At 62.5% G+C, this 16,142-nt stretch carries 17 protein-coding genes and 2 pseudogenes; 8 read left to right on the top strand and 11 right to left on the bottom strand.

All coding sequences use genetic code 11. The features are described from left to right. Window positions 1-16: 16 nt before the first annotated feature. From hemW to rph, 4 genes are all read right to left on the bottom strand, one after another. The gene (hemW, locus tag N0Q91_RS16070) at window positions 17-1,198 is read right to left on the bottom strand and encodes a radical SAM family heme chaperone HemW (RefSeq protein WP_275596904.1); all 1,182 of its coding nucleotides are present in this window, start codon (window positions 1,196-1,198) and stop codon (window positions 17-19) included. A gap of 11 nt (window positions 1,199-1,209) precedes the next feature. Continuing rightward, window positions 1,210-1,854: an RdgB/HAM1 family non-canonical purine NTP pyrophosphatase gene (gene rdgB, locus N0Q91_RS16065; protein ID WP_275596903.1), complete on the bottom strand. Its 645-nt coding sequence runs from the start codon at window positions 1,852-1,854 to the stop codon at window positions 1,210-1,212. A gap of 30 nt (window positions 1,855-1,884) precedes the next feature. Then, window positions 1,885-2,298 carry a VOC family protein gene (locus tag N0Q91_RS16060; RefSeq protein WP_275596902.1) on the bottom strand — a complete coding sequence of 138 codons (414 nt, stop codon included), beginning with the start codon at window positions 2,296-2,298 and terminating at the stop codon, window positions 1,885-1,887. 122 nt (window positions 2,299-2,420) lie between these two features. Beyond that, window positions 2,421-3,140, bottom strand: coding sequence for a ribonuclease PH (gene rph / locus N0Q91_RS16055; RefSeq protein WP_018093983.1), 720 nt, complete (start codon window positions 3,138-3,140; stop codon window positions 2,421-2,423). 257 nt (window positions 3,141-3,397) lie between these two features. On the opposite strand from rph, the pseudogene hrcA reads away from it, so the two are divergent. Continuing rightward, window positions 3,398-4,476 (top strand): annotated as a pseudogene (hrcA, locus tag N0Q91_RS16050) (heat-inducible transcriptional repressor HrcA). Between the two features lie 158 nt (window positions 4,477-4,634). After that, entirely contained in the window at window positions 4,635-5,261 is a 627-nt protein-coding gene (gene grpE / locus N0Q91_RS16045) for a nucleotide exchange factor GrpE (RefSeq protein WP_026168514.1), read from the top strand. A gap of 120 nt (window positions 5,262-5,381) precedes the next feature. Here grpE and ptsN read toward each other — a convergent pair whose 3' ends face one another. The 6 genes and pseudogenes from ptsN to lptC form a co-directional block, all read right to left on the bottom strand. Then, window positions 5,382-5,846, bottom strand: coding sequence for a PTS IIA-like nitrogen regulatory protein PtsN (gene ptsN / locus N0Q91_RS16040; protein WP_018093985.1), 465 nt, complete (start codon window positions 5,844-5,846; stop codon window positions 5,382-5,384). Between the two features lie 174 nt (window positions 5,847-6,020). Then, window positions 6,021-6,593, bottom strand: a complete 573-nt coding sequence (gene hpf, locus N0Q91_RS16035) for a ribosome hibernation-promoting factor, HPF/YfiA family (RefSeq protein ID WP_100669775.1) — start codon at window positions 6,591-6,593, stop codon at window positions 6,021-6,023. 264 nt (window positions 6,594-6,857) lie between these two features. Then, window positions 6,858-8,402 carry an RNA polymerase factor sigma-54 gene (gene rpoN / locus N0Q91_RS16030; protein WP_275596901.1) on the bottom strand — a complete coding sequence of 515 codons (1,545 nt, stop codon included), beginning with the start codon at window positions 8,400-8,402 and terminating at the stop codon, window positions 6,858-6,860. A gap of 174 nt (window positions 8,403-8,576) precedes the next feature. After that, a complete protein-coding gene (lptB, locus tag N0Q91_RS16025; protein WP_375341883.1) occupies window positions 8,577-9,383 on the bottom strand; it encodes an LPS export ABC transporter ATP-binding protein in 807 nt (268 codons plus the stop codon). A 19-nt stretch (window positions 9,384-9,402) separates the two neighbouring features. After that, complete coding sequence (locus tag N0Q91_RS16020) at window positions 9,403-9,963, bottom strand: LptA/OstA family protein (protein WP_018093989.1); 561 nt, start codon at window positions 9,961-9,963, stop codon at window positions 9,403-9,405. Between the two features lie 31 nt (window positions 9,964-9,994). After that, window positions 9,995-10,662: pseudogene (gene lptC / locus N0Q91_RS16015) on the bottom strand (LPS export ABC transporter periplasmic protein LptC). A gap of 339 nt (window positions 10,663-11,001) precedes the next feature. On the opposite strand from lptC, the gene sppA reads away from it, so the two are divergent. The 3 genes from sppA (at window position 11,002) to N0Q91_RS16000 (ending at window position 12,914) form a co-directional block, all read left to right on the top strand. Then, window positions 11,002-11,961 (top strand): signal peptide peptidase SppA, encoded by a 960-nt coding sequence (gene sppA, locus N0Q91_RS16010; protein ID WP_275596899.1) that lies wholly within the window; start codon window positions 11,002-11,004, stop codon window positions 11,959-11,961. Window positions 11,962-12,066: 105 nt separating this feature from the next. Beyond that, entirely contained in the window at window positions 12,067-12,378 is a 312-nt protein-coding gene (locus N0Q91_RS16005) for an integration host factor subunit beta (RefSeq protein WP_003527713.1), read from the top strand. A gap of 191 nt (window positions 12,379-12,569) precedes the next feature. Then, window positions 12,570-12,914 carry a hypothetical protein gene (locus N0Q91_RS16000; RefSeq protein ID WP_018093992.1) on the top strand — a complete coding sequence of 115 codons (345 nt, stop codon included), beginning with the start codon at window positions 12,570-12,572 and terminating at the stop codon, window positions 12,912-12,914. Between the two features lie 28 nt (window positions 12,915-12,942). On the opposite strand, the gene N0Q91_RS15995 is transcribed toward N0Q91_RS16000, so the two are convergent. Next, the gene (locus N0Q91_RS15995) at window positions 12,943-13,401 is read right to left on the bottom strand and encodes an SRPBCC family protein (RefSeq protein WP_018093993.1); all 459 of its coding nucleotides are present in this window, start codon (window positions 13,399-13,401) and stop codon (window positions 12,943-12,945) included. Between the two features lie 171 nt (window positions 13,402-13,572). On the opposite strand from N0Q91_RS15995, the gene N0Q91_RS15990 reads away from it, so the two are divergent. The 3 genes from N0Q91_RS15990 to lspA are packed head-to-tail and all read left to right on the top strand — an operon-like array spanning window position 13,573 to window position 16,102. After that, entirely contained in the window at window positions 13,573-14,748 is a 1,176-nt protein-coding gene (locus tag N0Q91_RS15990; protein WP_275596898.1) for a class I SAM-dependent methyltransferase, read from the top strand. After that, a complete protein-coding gene (locus N0Q91_RS15985) occupies window positions 14,745-15,605 on the top strand; it encodes a TrmH family RNA methyltransferase (protein WP_275596897.1) in 861 nt (286 codons plus the stop codon). Before N0Q91_RS15990 ends, N0Q91_RS15985 begins: the two co-directional genes overlap by 4 nt. After that, complete coding sequence (gene lspA, locus N0Q91_RS15980; RefSeq protein ID WP_100669767.1) at window positions 15,602-16,102, top strand: signal peptidase II; 501 nt, start codon at window positions 15,602-15,604, stop codon at window positions 16,100-16,102. Before N0Q91_RS15985 ends, lspA begins: the two co-directional genes overlap by 4 nt. Window positions 16,103-16,142 lie beyond the last annotated feature (40 nt).

Here is a 16,142-nt window from a genome sequence, read left to right as displayed (position 1 = left end):
ACCGCTCGGCCCGCGATCAGCAGGCGAGGTCGGCCACCACGGCGTCGAGGATCAGCATTCCGGCGGGCGTGCAGCGCAGCCGCGAATTGCCGATCCGTTCGATGAAACCATGCTCGATCAGGAACTCTTCCCGGGCCGGATCCGGATCGCGGCCCGAGAGGGTCTGCCAGCGGGCGAGATCGACGCCTTCGCGCAGCCTCAACCCCATCAGCAAAAGCTCATCGGCCTGCGCCTCGAAATCGAGCAGTTCCCGCTCGATCAGGCCTTCGCCGCACTCTTCGACGCGTTGCAGCCATGCCTCCGGGTTGCGCTCGGTTGCGGTCGCGATCTTGCCTGATCCGATCGCCAGCCGCCCGTGGGCCCCGGGACCGATGCCCGCATAGTCGCCGTAGCGCCAATAGGTGAGGTTGTGCCGGCTCTCGGCCCCCGGCCGGGCATGGTTGGAGACCTCATAGGCCGGCATGCCGATCGCGGCGGTGATCTCCTGCGTGGCCTCGTAGAGAACAGCCGACTGCTCGCCATCCGGAACGACGAGCTTGCCTGCCTTGTGCAGGCCGTAGAAGGGCGTCCCTTCCTCGATGGTAAGCTGGTAGAGCGACAGATGATCGACGGCGTAGGAAACCGCCTCCTTCAGTTCGCGCTCCCATTCCTCGACCGTCTGGTTCGGCCGCGCATAGATCAGGTCGAAGGACATCCGCGGAAAGATCTCGCGGGCGAGCCGCACGGCCTTCAACGCATTCTCGACATCGTGCAGCCGCCCGAGAAATTTGAGGTCACGGTCGTTGAGAGCCTGGACGCCGAGCGAGACGCGGTTGACGCCGGCCGCCCTATAGCCGCGGAAGCGCGTCGCCTCGACGCTGGAGGGGTTCGCCTCCATGGTGATCTCGATGCCATCGGGCACGTGCCAATGCCGGGCAATGCCGTCGAGGATCGCCTCCACCGTCTGAGGCTCCATCAGCGACGGGGTACCCCCGCCCATGAAAATGCTGGTGACGGTTCTCGGACCGGAAAGCGCGCGCACCGCAGCCATTTCCTTCAGAAATGCGGCGACGAAGCGAGGCTGATCCACCGGCTGGTGGCGCACATGGCTATTGAAGTCGCAATAGGGGCATTTCGCCGCGCAGAACGGCCAGTGCACATAGACCCCGAAACCGGGGTCCATGCCGTCACCGATCACTGAAAGCGGGGCTATCTGCATTGTCTTTCTACTCAGGCGCCGAGACAGGTTTCGGCGAACAGCTTGAATGCGCGGGCGCGGTGCGACAGAGCCTCGGGATCGCCCGGCTTCCAGCCATGCTTCTCCTCCGCACTCATTTCGCCGAATGTGGTGTCGTAGCCCTTCGGTTGGAAGACCGGATCGTAGCCAAAGCCGCTGGTGCCGCGCGGTGGCCAGACGACATAACCCTCGACCTCGCCGCGAAAGAGCTCGACATGCCCGTCCGGCCAGGCAAGGCAGAGAACGGACACGAAGCGTGCGGTACGGCTTTCGGGCGTCACCGCACCCTTGTCGCGGAGCGCCTCTTCGACCTTTTCCATGGCCATCTGGAAGTCGCGGCTGCCGTCCTCACGTTCGGCCCAGTTGGCCGTGTAGACGCCGGGGGCGCCGCCGAGCGCGTCGATGGCAAGACCGGAATCGTCCGAAAGCGCCGGCAGTCCGGAGGCCCTGGCCGAGGCGAGCGCCTTGATCGTCGCGTTCTCCTCGAAGGTCGTGCCGGTCTCATCCGGCTCGACGAAATCGAGATCGGCTGCCGATTTCGCCTCGAAGCCGAGTGGCCCGATGAGGTCGCGGATCTCACGGATCTTGCCGGCATTATGGCTCGCGACGACGAGCGTCTTGTCGATCAGTCTGCGCATCTGTTCCGTTCCGTCCAGGTTCTGCCGAAATCAATCCTTGGCCCAGAGGCCCGCTTCCGCGCATTCCAGGCTGTTGCCGGCCGGATCGCGGAAATAGAAGGAGCGGGCGCCGTTCGGCCAGCGGACATCCGCCTCGATCGCAACCCCGGCTGCCTCCAGTTTAGTCTTCCAGGCGTCGAGCGCCTCCGCGGCGACCCGGAAGCACATGTGCCCGTTGCCTTTCGTCCCGTGCGGAGGCACGGGAAGTGCGCCCGGTGCAGGCGGCTTCACCGTCTCCGCCGGGTTGAAGATCAGCAGCACGCCTTCGCCGCAGCGGAAGAAGACATGGCGACTGCCGGCGCGCGTGATCCTTTCAAGGCCGAGGACCGTTCCGTAGAAGGCCTCGGCCTGGTCGAGATCATCCGCGTAAAGCGCGGTTTCCAGAATGCCTTCGAATGTCGGCACCGGACCGGTTCCTCTCAAGTGATCCAGAGCACTTCCGGAAGAGCCATGACGATGTTCCGTCCGGAAGTGTAAATTGTCGGAGCGTCAGATCATCTCTCTGCTGCCGTGCAGCAGAGAGCAGTCTAGCCTGCTATCGCCTGCTTCTGCATTTCGACGAGTTCGGCAATGCCGTTCTTGGCGAGCAGCATCAGGCTTGCGAATTCTTCTTCGCTGAAGGGCTTGCCTTCCGCCGTTCCCTGGATCTCGACCAGGCCGCCGCTGCCCGTCATCACGAAATTGGCATCCGTCTCCGCCGCCGAGTCTTCCAGATAATCGAGGTCGATGACCGGCTGGTTGGCGAAGATGCCGCAGGAAATGGCGGCCACATGATCTTTCAGGACCTTCTCCAGCTTGACCATGTTGCGCGCTTCCATCCACTTCAAACAGTCGTGGAGGGCGATCCAGGCGCCGGTGATCGACGCTGTGCGCGTGCCGCCGTCGGCCTGAAGCACGTCGCAGTCGATCGAGATCTGACGTTCGCCGAGCGCCGGAAGATCTACCACGGCTCTGAGCGACCGCCCGATCAGCCGCTGGATCTCCTGCGTGCGGCCGCTCTGCTTGCCGGTCGCCGCCTCGCGCCTCATGCGCTCGCCGGTCGCGCGCGGCAGCATGCCGTATTCCGCGGTGATCCAGCCCTTGCCGCCGTTGCGCAGCCACGCCGGAACTTTTTCCTCGAGGCTGGCGGTGCACAGAACATGCGTGTCGCCGAAGCGTACCAGGCAGGATCCTTCCGCATGCTTGGAGAAATTGCGCTCGAACGAGACCTTGCGCATTTGGTCGATTTTTCTACCGGATGGCCGCATCGTCAACTCCTGTCGATCCCGACTGCATGTTGCTTCGAGTCCTGTTCGGTTCAAGGACAAGATCATGCAGAATTCAAAGTGCTCCAGCGGCCTTTGCGCGTCTGAAGACACGCGGCGCTTTCGTGAGCCTTCTAGATCATGGCGTGGGCAAAGGGAACCGCTTGATGTCGAAGCTTCGCAGTGATTTTTCCCTTTTGCCATTCCCCGTGCGGATCACTATATTCTTTGCGAACACGGAATACTGATCACGGATTGACATGGTACTGCGCAACCCTGGAACGAAGGGGATCGCATCGGCGCTGGACGAGCGCTCCGGCGAGATCTTCCGCCGCATTGTCGAGAGCTATCTGGAAAGCGGGGAGCCGCTGGGCTCGCGCAATCTCTCTCGGCTGTTGCCGGTGTCGCTGTCGCCGGCCTCGGTTCGCAACGTGATGAGCGATCTCGAGGATCTGGGCCTGATCTATTCCCCCATGTCAGCGCCGGCCGGCTTCCGACGCAGCTGGGCCTGCGCTTCTTCGTGGACGCCTTCATGCAGGTGGGCAATCTCTCGCCGGAGGAACGCGCCTCGATCGAAAGGCAGGTTCACCCGGGAAATCGGGACCGGTCGGTCGAAAACCTTCTTACCGAGGCGAGCCAGATGCTGTCCGGCATGTCGCGCGGCGCAGGTCTCGTCATCACCACCAAGAGCGATCCCGTTCTCAAGCATGTCGAGTTTATCCGGCTGGCGCCGACCAAGGCGCTGGCGGTGCTCGTCGGCGAGCACGATCAGGTGGAGAATCGCATCATCGAGCTGCCGGCCGGGATCACCAGCGCCCAGCTCACCGAAGCGGCGAACTTCGTCAACGCTCACCTTGCCGGTCAGACGATCCCCGAATTGCGTACGCAACTGGAAAAGGTCAAGGAGACGGTGCGCGGCGAACTCGACGCGCTCTCGCAGGACCTGGTCGAGCGCGGGCTGGCGATCTGGTCCGGAAGCGAGGGCGACGGCCAGCCGGCGCGGCTGATCGTCAGGGGCCGCGCCAATCTGCTCGAAGGATTGGAAGGGACGGACGACATTGAGCGGCTGCGCATGCTCTTCGATGACCTCGAAAAGAAGGACAGCCTGATCGAGATCCTCAACCTCGCCGAGAGCGGCCCGGGCGTGCGCATCTTCATCGGTTCCGAAAACAAGCTGTTTTCACTCTCCGGATCCTCGCTGATCGTCGCTCCCTACCGCGACAGCGACGACCGCATCGTCGGCGCGGTCGGTGTCATCGGGCCGACCCGGCTCAACTATTCCCGCATCGTTCCCATGGTCGATTACACCGCACAGCTCATGTCGCGGCTGTCGCGCTGAGCGAATCCTTTTGGTCGATGAAGCAATCGACCCTTGATTTTTCGGGCCCAAACATCGATATCGGGCTTCAAATCCAGGCAACAGAACGTTCAAGCAAAGCGACTTCCGCTGGTTTGATGATGCCGAACAGAGCAAAAGACAGAAATTCGGAGAACGTCATGACCGACGAAACGAACAAGAACGGACCCGAGGCCGCGGCGCCTGAAGAATTCGAAACAGCCGCTGAGCCGCAAGCCGCGGAGAAGCCGGAGGCGGATGCTTCCACGACCGCGCCGGATCCGCTCGAGCTTGCCAGGGCCGAGAGTGCGGAACTGCGCGACAAATATCTTCGCCTCGCTGCGGAGATGGACAATCTGCGCCGGCGCACCGAACGTGACGTGAAGGACGCGAAGTCCTATTCCGTCGCGGGCTTCGCGCGCGACATGCTGGCGGTCTCCGACAACCTGCGCCGCGCGCTGGATGCGATTCCGGCCGACGCCAGAGAGGCGGGCGATGCCGGCCTTAAAGCACTCATCGAGGGCGTGGAGATGACCGAACGGTCGATGCTCGCGGCGCTCGAGCGTCACGGCGTGAAGCAGCTGGACCCCACCGGCCAGAAGTTCGATCCCAATTTCCACCAGGCCATGTTCGAGGTCCCGAACACCGAGGTCCCGAACAACACGGTCGTCCAGGTGGTCCAGGCGGGATACACGATCGGCGAGCGCGTTCTGCGCCCGGCAATGGTCGGTGTTGCCAAGGGCGGCCCGAAAGCCGCGTCCTCTGAAAGCGAGACGCCTGCTGCCTGACGGCGCATGAATTCGATTTGCGAAGGGCCGCGCACTCTGCAAGGTGCGCGGCCCTTCGTCATTGTTCGAAATATCGCATGCTCTTCCAACCGCTCCGGCAGGACAGCAGGCAGAAGATACTCAGGCAGCGTGCGATGTCGTGTCGTCGCTAAGCAGCGTGTAGATCGCGCTTGCCGAGTCGCTCGCTCGGATACGCGACACCATGTCGTGGTCGCGCAGCACGCGGGCGATGCGCGAGAGCGCCTTGAGGTGGTCGGCGCCGGCACCTTCCGGTGCAAGCAGCAGAAAGACGAGGTCGACCGGCTGGTCGTCCAATGCCTCGAAATCCACCGGCGTATCGAGCCGCGCAAAGATACCGACGATCGACGGCAGATTGCTAAGCTTGCCGTGCGGGATGGCGATGCCATTGCCTACCCCGGTCGAGCCGAGTCTTTCTCGCTGCAGGATGACGTCGAAAATCTCCCGCTCCGGAAGACCGGTGAGCTTCGATGCTTTTGCCGCCAATTCCTGAAGGAGTTGCTTCTTCGAGTTGGCCCTCATGGCCGGGATGATCGCATTTTGATGCAGCAAGCCTGCCAATGCCATTCTTTTATCCTCGTTCGCCGGTTAGAGCCTGGCAATCTCATCACAAATGCGCCGTGATGGCTCTACCCATCTTTGTCTTGGCGGGTCGAATGCACAGAAAAGTCGAGCTTTTCCGCCGTCCCGCTGATCGGAAAGACGGGGGACGCCAGTCCGGCTGGCTTCCCCCATCCCCACTCATGCCTTGATATTGGCGGCGTCGATCCAGCCAATATTCCCATCGTTGCGTCGATAGACGATGTTCAGGTCATCCTTGCCGGGGCTGCGGAACATCAGCACCGGTTCATCCGTCATGTCCAATGCCATAACGGCATTGGCGACGGACATTGTTCTCAACTGTTTCGTCGTTTCGGCAACGATCGTCGGCGCATAATCGTCGGGAACTTCCTCGTCCTCGAAGGGCACCGAGTCCATCACTCGATAGGCCACCTCGGTGGCATTCTGCCCGTTGCCGTTGTGATGGTCCTTGAGCTTGCGCTTGTAGCGCCGGAGCCGCTTCTCGATGCGCTCCGAAGCCGCGTCGAAGGCTGACTGTGGCTCGTTCGCCTGGCCGTTTGCCTGCAATACCACGCCCGTATCGAGATGAAGCTTGCAGTCGGCGCTGAATCGCGACCCTGACTTTTCCACAGTGACCTGGCTCGAATATCCTCCGTCGAAATATTTGGTTACGGCCTGCTCGATCTGCTCGCCGATGCGGACGCGAAACGAATCGCCGATTTCCATATGTTTACCGGATACACGCACACTCATGGAGTTTCCTCTCTTGTTCGTGAATTGCGTGCCCAGTCTATTCCAAGCGCCCCCGTCATCCAAGCACTTCAGCGACGGGAGTCCCGAACAACCGAAATCGTGAGCGCGCGCTGCCTCTATGCAAGCGCGGCGGCCTCATATCCGCTGTACCGCGGAGAGTCAATTGCGCGTCGTGGGATTAAACGTTCATCGAGCCCCGGCGGTTCCGCAGGCGAGAGCCCAAAGCGCAACCCGGCTTACGCGCTTGCGGCCGCCCGGAAATGCTCAGAATGCTGTGGTTTTGGCCAGCGCGCGTTTCTCGCGGCGGCGCTGGACGGAGGAAGGGATGCTCATCGTCTCGCGATATTTTGCGACGGTGCGTCTGGCGATATCGACGCCGGCTTTCTTGAGGACGTCGACGATATCGTCGTCCGAGAGCACGGCATCGGCGCTTTCCTGATTGATCATCGTGCGGATGCGATGGCGCACGGACTCGGCGGAATGTGCATCGCCGTTTTCCGCCGAGCCGATCGAAACGGTGAAGAAATACTTCAGTTCGAAGAGCCCGCGCGGGGTCAGCACGTATTTGTTGGAGGTGACCCGGCTCACCGTCGACTCGTGCATCTTGATCGCATCCGCGACGATCCTGAGGTTCAGCGGGCGCAGGTGGCCGACGCCGTGGACGAGAAAGGCGTCCTGCTGCCGGACGATTTCGCTTGCCACCTTCATGATCGTCCTGGCGCGCTGATCGAGGCTGCGCGTCAGCCAGTTGGCATTTTGCAGGCACTCGTTGAGAAAGGCCTGTTCGCCGCTGTTCTTCCGGCTGGACCGTGATATTTCGGTGAAATAGTCGTGGTTGACGAGAACCCGGGGCAGGGCATCCGGATTGAGCTCGACCAGCCAGCCGCCATCGGGTGCGGCACGCACGACGACGTCGGGAACGATAGCCTCGAACACACCGGTTTCGAAGCTGGTGCCCGGTTTCGGATCGAGCTTGCGGATCTCGGCGAGCATATCGACCAGGTCTTCCTCGTCGACGCCGCAGATCTTCTTGAGACTTGCGAAATCGCGCCGTGCCAGGAGCTCGAGATTGGCCACGAGCGCTTCGATCGCCGGGTCGAGGCGATTGCGGGCGCGCAGCTGAATGGCAAGACATTCGCCAAGCGTGCGCGCAAAGACCCCCGGCGGATCGAACTGCTGAAGCACCTGCAGCACGCGCGCCACGTCCTCGCCGGCCGCGCCCAGCTTCTCGGCCGTCTCGGCGAGGTCGGCGTGCAGGTAGCCGGCATCGTCGAGCTGGTCGATGAAATGCAGGGCGATCAGCCGATCGGAGGCAGTGCTGAGTGCGAAGGGCAGCTGCTCGGCGAGCGCCTCCCTCAACGTCTTGCGGCCGGCAACGAAATCGTCGAGATCATAGCCCTCGGCGTCGCCGGCGCCCGGCATGGATTTCCATTGGCCGAGAAGCTCGGGCGCATCCGCCCGCTGCGGCGCCGTATCGTCGGGGAAGACGTTGGCGAAGTCGGCGTCGAAGCCTTCGCTGAGCCTCTCGCCGGATCTCGACATGGCGCTGTCGTAAAGATCGCTCTGACCTGCCGCTTCGTCGGTCTCGCCGCCGGTCTCAGCCGGATGCGGACTGGCATCCTCGCGATCCGATGTCGTTGCCTCATCGGCCGATTGGACCTCCAGCAGCGGGTTCTTCTCGACTTCCTGTGCGATGAAATGGCTGAGCTCCAGATGGTTCATCTGAAGCAGCTGGATCGACTGCATCAGCTGCGGCGTCATGACCAGCGACTGCGACTGTCTCAGATGAAGGCTGGCGGACAAGGCCATGCTGGCGTGAAACTCCCGTCGAGTTCTCCGAGCCGTGTCCGCTTGGACGGGCCCATTTTTTAGTTGGCCCAAAAATTGCTTATTACTGGAATTTGGTCAAGCACGGACGGCGGCGGAGGTGCCGATTCAGCCGGCGGTCGTCCGTTCTGCCGGAATGCACGCTGCCGGCAGATGTCAGAGGCTGAAATTGTCGCCGAGATAAAGCCGGCGCACGTCCGGATTGGTGACGATGTCGTTGGCGCGGCCATGCGTCAGCACTTCGCCGGCATGGATGATATAGGCCCGATCGATCAGCCCGAGCGTCTCGCGCACATTGTGGTCGGTGATGAGGACGCCGATGCCGCGCGACGTGAGGTGGCGCACAAGCGCCTGGATATCGGCGACGGAGATAGGGTCGACGCCTGCAAAGGGTTCGTCGAGCAGCATGAAGGTCGGGTCGGTCGCAAGCGCACGGGCGATTTCGAGGCGCCGGCGTTCGCCGCCCGATAGCGCGATGGCCGGCGATTTGCGCAGGTGCGTGATCGAAAATTCACCAAGCAGATCGTTGAGCTTGCTCTCGCGGCGTTCGACGTTCTCGTCGTGAACCTCCAGCACCGCGCGGATGTTATCCTCGACCGTCAGCCCGCGAAAGATCGAGGCCTCCTGCGGCAGGTAGCCGACGCCCAGGCGCGCCCGGCGATACATGGGCATGGTCGTGACGTCGTTGCCGTTGATCTCGATCGAGCCCTCGTCCACCGGCACGAGGCCGGTGATCATGTAGAAGCAGGTCGTCTTGCCTGCGCCGTTCGGACCAAGCAGGCCGACAGCCTCACCACGGCGCACGACGAGCGAGACACCGTTGACGACGCGGCGTGAGCGGTATGATTTCGTAAGGCCCCGGGCAATCAGCGTGCCGTCGTAGCGCGCCTTGTCGACCGCGCGGGCAGCTGTCGCTGCCGCCGACGGCTTTTTGCCCCGTTTGCGTTTTTGGAGGAAAGGAATCTGCACGAGCGGGTCTATGTCAGTTCGTCTTGCGGGACTGCGGATCGAGCTGGATCTGTACGCGGCCGCCGCAGGCGTCGAGCTGCGCTTCGCCGGTGTCCATCTGGACGTTCAACTGGCAGCCCACGAAGACGTTCTTGCCTTCCGACAGCACGACCTTCTTGCCCTTGAGCACGATCGTCTGGTTGGTCAGGTTGACGATGCCGCTTTCGCCCGTCGCCTGCTGCGCACCGGAGCTGAGGAACACCTTGTTGCTGACCTCGATCCGATCGATATCGGCGTTGCCGCTGGTGACCGAGCCGCCGCCCGCCTTGTAGAAGACGGTCATGTTGCCGGCCTGCAGCGTCGTCGTGCCCTGGACGACCTTCACATTACCGGTGAAGATCGCCTTGCTTTCCGGATCCTTGATCTCCAGCTTGTCGCTCTCGATCTGGATCGGCTGGTCGTTTGAAAGCTGAAGGCCCTGCATGCGACTGGAGGTTGCCTGCGCGAGGGCGGCGGAAGCAATCAGCGAAGCGCCGAGCCCGGCCACGGCCAGAGCGGCTGAAATCCTTATGAGAGCGGCAGGTTTGACCGACATGGCTGCAGGGGATCCTGTTCTTGGGGTCCTGTTATTTTGCGTTTTTGCGAATGGCGCTGGGTTCGATATTGACCCTTACCATGCCTTCGAATGTTACGACACGTCCCTTATCTGTCATTCGCAGCTTCTGCGCAATGATCGATCCGCCCTTCATGCTGATGGCAATCGGTTGTTTCGTCTCCATTTCGCCGGCATTGATGTCCAGATAGGCGGACTGGAAATCGGCATTGACGCCATTATTCATGGAAATCGTGAACGGGGCGTTCATGTCGAGCGTATTCGCGCCGCGGTCGTAGATACCGCTCGTCGCATCGACCGTGGCGATCAGCGTATCGTTGACCGGCATCTCGGCGTGAATGGTCTCGAGTGTGATCAGGTTCGGGTTGGCGATATCCTGAAGCGCCCGCTCAGCCTTCATCGAATAGCTGATATCCTGCTTGTTGCGGCCGGAAATCGCCGGGTTCTGCATGACGATCTTGCCGTTCTCGATCGTGGCCGTCTCGAGCTGCAGCTCTTCGGGCAGGAAAGCGCGCACGAAGGAAACGGCGACGAAGATCAGCGCAACCGCGCCGGCGATGAGCGGCAGCAGGACTTTCAGGCGCCTTACGCGCGCCGAATGCCGCGCCGCCGAAGCATAGGCATCGGCAGAGCTCGTACCCACATCGGCGAAGATTGCGGGGATCGGGCTTCGTTCAGCATCAAGGGCCTGTCAGTTTCCTCTGACCTCGGGCAGTCCGAGGGACACATATACATACATCGGCGTAAGCCACGGCGAATATGGTTATCTTGCTGCCGCCCGGCAATGGAGCGGTGCAAACTTTGCATTGTAAGACAATCCGGCCGCACTATTTCAATCCGCCGGGCATGCTCTACTCCATGCCGCGTCAAACCCCAAGGGGTTTCATGCAGCAACCCGCGTCGGCCCGGAGCGTATTCCCGTGCGTCGCGTTGCAGACTGCCCTAGCTTGCCGCGTCTCAGGCGGATAGCATGTTCCGCGGGAAACTGACAGAACCCCTTACCACAAATCGGAGACACCCATGGACGAACTCGCCATTGCCGACCGCCGCAGCCTGCGCAGAAAGCTGAGCTTCTGGCGTTGGGCGGCGGTGGCCGTTCTCGTCGCCGGCGGCCTCGCGCTGTTTGCCTTTTCAGGCTGGGGCGACGTGACGGAGCGTGCGCGCGATCACGTCGCGCGCGTCGCCGTTACAGGTCTTATCCAGGACGACCGGGAGCTGGTCGAGCGGCTGGAGCGGATCGCCGACAACCAGTCCGTCAAGGCGCTGATCGTGACGATCTCGTCGCCGGGCGGCACCACCTATGGCGGCGAGGTCATCTACAAGGCCATCCGCAAGGTCGCCGAGAAGAAGCCGGTGGTCTCGGATGTGCGCACGCTTGCCGCGTCGGCCGGCTATCTGATCGCCCTTGCAGGCGACCGGATCGTTGCCGGGGAGACCTCGATCACCGGCTCCATCGGCGTCATTTTCCAGTATCCGCAGGTCAAGACCCTCATGGACAAACTCGGCGTGTCGCTTGAATCGATAAAATCGAGGCCTCTCAAAGCCGAACCGTCGCCGTTTCATCCTCCGAGCGACGAGGCGAGAGCCATGATTCAGGCGATGATCGACGACAGCTACGGATGGTTCGTCGATCTGGTGGCCGAGCGGCGCAAACTGCAGCGGCCGGAAGCGCTGGCCCTTGCCGATGGCCGGATCTTCACCGGGCGGCAGGCGCTGGAAGGCAAACTGGTAGACGAGCTCGGCGGCGATGATGAAATCAGGGCGTTTCTGGCCGAACGAAAGGTCTCGAAGGACCTTCCCGTCCTCGACTGGGAAGCGCCGAGCGGCGCGCTGTCCTTCGGCCTCGGATCGCTCCTGGCCGAAGCGGTCAAGGCGTTGGGATATGAGGCTTTTCCGACGATGAAGAGCCTCGAAAAGACCGGCCTGGACAAGTTGTTTCTTGACGGTCTTGTTTCGGTTTGGCAGGTTGAAGGGCATTGAGGAAGGCACGTGTGCTAGCCGCGTCACGAGGCCGTAGCTCCAGGCGAGCCTTCCCGAATGCGCAAACGCAGACAAAACAAGCCAAAAAAACCAAGGGGGGCGAACGTGATCAAGTCAGAGCTGGTGCAGATTGTGGCGGCGCGCAATCCGCATCTCTACCACCGCGATGTCGAAAATATCGTCAATGCGGTACTCGATGAGATCACGGACGCGCTTGCTGCCGGCAACCGGGTGGAGCTGCGCGGTTTCGGCGCATTCTCGGTCAAGAACCGGCCATCGCGGTCCGGCCGCAACCCACGCACCGGCGATTCCGTCTTCGTCGAAGAAAAGTGGGTGCCCTTCTTCAAGACCGGCAAGGAACTGCGTGAGCGGCTCAATCCGGGGATGAACGACAACAATAACGGTGAAGACGACTGACGAACGAGGCGCACAGGGATAGGCGCCTCTCGCGCGGGCGCCGAGTTCCGCACATCGTGCGGCTCTCCGCCTCATAAGCGTGTCGAAACAAGGCGGCCCGCTTTATGTCACTATTCGTATGCATGTCGTTGTCGCGAAGCCGCCCCACAATTCCGGGCGACATGCATTAACATTCTGGTCGGAGCGGGTGCATGCTCAAGAAACTCATCAATATCGTCGTCTTCGTGCCGCTCGGAGTGCTGCTGATCGTCCTGAGCGTGGCCAACCGCCAGACGGCAACGCTTGCGCTGAATCCGTTCAATCCCGCCGACAGCGTGCTTTCGATCTCGGCTCCGTTTTTCGTATTTCTCTTTCTCGCCGTCATTGTCGGTCTCGTGCTCGGCGCTGCCGTGACCTGGTTCACCCAGGGAAAATATCGGCGTCGCGCGCGCAGCGAGGCCCACGAGGCGCTGAAATGGCATCGCGAGGCCGAAAAGCAGCGCGGCCAGGCGGAGAAGCTGGCGACGCAAGCGAGCCTGCCCGCGCCGCAAGGCTGAGGATCGGTGCTGAGCGCGTTGCGAGCCCTCAGCTCGCCGCCTCGGCCTTGCCGCTGACCGCCAGGTTGAAATCCGCGAAGAATTGCTGGGCGAGCTTGCGCGCCGTCGAATCGACGAGGCGCGAGCCAAGCTGGGCAAGCTTGCCGCCGATCTCCGCCGTGACGTCGTAGCGCAGCACGGTTTCCGCGCCCTCGTCCAGTAGCGTGACGTCGGCGCCGCCCTTGGCGAAGCCTGCTATTCCGCCCTTGCCCTCGCCGGATATGGTGTAGCTCGCGGGGGGATTGAGGTTCGACAGAACGACCGTGCCGTTGAAGGATGCGGAAACGGGGCCGATCTTGATCTTGACCACGGCCGCAAGCTCGGTTGGCGATTTCAATTCAAGAGACTGGCAGCCGGGAATGCATCGCTTCAGAATGTCCGCATCGTTCAGGCCACGCCAAACCGCGTCTCGGTCAGCCGCGATACGTTCCTCTCCGCTCATATTCATGCCGGTCCTCCCGTCCACTCTTGTTGGCGATCTTGGCAATCGGAAACGGCTTTGCCAAGAGCACCGGCGATGCTATTTGCAGGCTGAACATGCTACGGACGTGGCGAAGGCGCGTAAAACCGGTCGAGAGTGGCTGCGCCGAATGGTTGAACGAAGTCCAAGGATCAGCGCGTGAAGGAAAAAGACCGGCGATCGAAGAACGCATCGGTGACGGCGGCAAAAAGCCGGGGCGCCGAGGCGCGCGGCGGCCGCCACGAGCAAAGGCTGCCGCCCGCAAAAGGCGCCGGGCCCCGGACAAAAGGCGGGTCCAGGACGAAGACCGGGCCCAAGACAGCGGCAGGAGGGCCGCCGCCGGAAGCGGCGCCGCGCAAGCGCGAGCGGCCGTCCGTCCAGGAGAGTGCTCCGACGCGGCGCATCGAGCCGAGAAGCGGCGAGAAGCCGGCCGAGAGGGTGCCGCTTATCCTCGAGACCGCCGCTGCTGCGGGCTATCATCTGGTCGACAGCGGTGATGGGGAGAAGCTCGAACAATACGGCCCCGATCGTATCGTCCGCCCCGAGGCACAGGCGCTTTGGCCGAAGGCCCTGCCGGCATCGATATGGGAGCGGGCCGATGCCGTCTTCACCGGCGATACCGAAGAGGACGGCATGGGGCGTTGGCGTTTTCCGGGCGAGGTGCTCGGCGAGACCTGGCCGATGCAGCTCCTCGATACGGATTTCCTCGGCCGGTTCACCTCCTTCCGCCATGTCGGCGTCTTTCCGGAACAGCTCGCCCACTGGTCGTGGATGCGCGACCAGGTAGCCGCAGCCGGCCGGCCTCTGAAGGTTCTCAATCTTTTCGGCTATACCGGCGTCGCCTCGCTGATCGCCGCCAAGGCGGGCGCGGAGGTCACGCATGTCGATGCCTCCAAAAAGGCGATCGGCTGGGCGCGCGAGAACCAGGTCCTGGCGCGCGCCGAGACATTGCCGATCCGATGGATCTGCGACGACGCCATGAAGTTCATCCAACGCGAGGAGCGGCGCGGCAGCCGTTACGACATCATCCTCACCGACCCGCCGAAGTTCGGCCGCGGTCCGAACGGCGAAGTATGGCAATTGTTCGATCACCTGGCCGCGATGCTGGACATCTGCCGCGAGATCCTGTCGCCGGACGCCCGGGGCCTCGTGCTCACCGCCTATTCGATCCGGGCGAGCTTCTATTCGATCCACGAGCTCATGCGCGAGACCATGCGCGGGCGTGGCGGTCGGGTGGAATCGGGCGAACTCATCATCCGCGAGGGCGGCCTCGACGGCACTGCACCGGGCCGCGCACTCTCCACCTCTCTCTTCAGCCGCTGGGTGCCGAAATGATCAACGAAAGAAGCGACCACGGCACGGCACGCGTCGGGCAGGTGAAGGAGGTCACCAGCCTCACCAATCCGATCGTCAAGGATATCCGGGCCCTGACGCAGAAGAAGCATCGCGACGAGACGCGCTCCTTCATGGCCGAGGGGCTGAAGCTCGTCATCGACGCGCTCGATCTCGGCTGGAAGATCAAGACGCTCGTCTATGCCAAGGCGGCGAAGGGCAAGCCTCAGGTCGAGCAGGTGGCCGCGAAAACGGTCGCCAGAGGCGGGCTCGTCCTCGAAGTCAACGAGAAGGTGATCTCCACCATCACACGACGCGACAATCCGCAGATGGTCGTCGGCATCTTCGAGCAGCGCTACTCTCCGCTCAAGGATATTCGTCCGCAGGAGGGGGAGACCTATGTGGCGCTCGACCGCGTGCGCGACCCGGGCAATCTCGGCACCATCATCCGCACCGCCGACGCGGCCGGGGCTTCCGGGATAATCCTGGTCGGCGAAACCACGGATCCCTTTTCGCTCGAGACCGTGCGGGCAACCATGGGTTCGGTTTTCGCCATGCCGATCGCGCGGGCGAATACGGAGGATTTCATACGCTGGCAGAGAGCGGCCGGCGTTCAGGTGGTCGCGACCCATCTGGCGGGTTCCGTCGACTATCGCACGATCGACTACAAATCGAAGCCGGTCGTGCTTCTGATGGGCAATGAACAGGCGGGCCTGCCGGTGGAACTCGCGCGCGAGGCTGGCGCACTCGCCCGCATTCCGCAGGCGGGGCGTGCCGATTCGCTCAATCTCGCCATCGCGACCGGCATCATGCTGTTCGAGGCTCGGCGCCACCTCCTGTCTCTGGATGGCGGCCGATGAAGGAGGAGCAGACACTTTTCTCGCGGCCGCTCCCGATCGCGCTCTTCATTCTGGTCGCGCTCGCCGCCGACCAGTTCGTCAAATATCTGGTGGAGGCGTATCTGCCGTTCCAACAGGGCGTGCCGGTCGTGCCGATGCTCGCCCTCTACCGAACCTACAATTACGGCGTCGCCTTCTCGATGCTCTCCGGCATGGAGGGGTGGTTCATCGTCGGCATCCGGCTGGCGGTCGTCACCTTCGTGCTCTGGCTGTGGCGCCGCACGCCGAAGGACCGGTTCTTTGCCCATCTGGGCTACGCGATGATCATTGCCGGGGCGCTCGGCAATCTCGTCGACCGGCTGCTCTTCGGCTATGTCATCGACTATATCCTGTTCTACACGGCCACCTGGTCCTTTGCCGTCTTCAACCTTGCGGACAGTTTCATCACCGTCGGCGCCGGCGCGATCATTCTCGATGAACTGCTGCAGGCGAAAAAGGAGCGTTCCCTGAAACTTTAGGCGTCGGCTGAAGGCATTCGGAAGGCTTGCCGTGCTAGTC

Source organism: Sinorhizobium prairiense, from assembly GCF_029201645.2.
GTDB lineage: Bacteria > Pseudomonadota > Alphaproteobacteria > Rhizobiales > Rhizobiaceae > Sinorhizobium > Sinorhizobium meliloti_A.
This window is presented reverse-complemented; position numbering and strand designations above follow the sequence as displayed.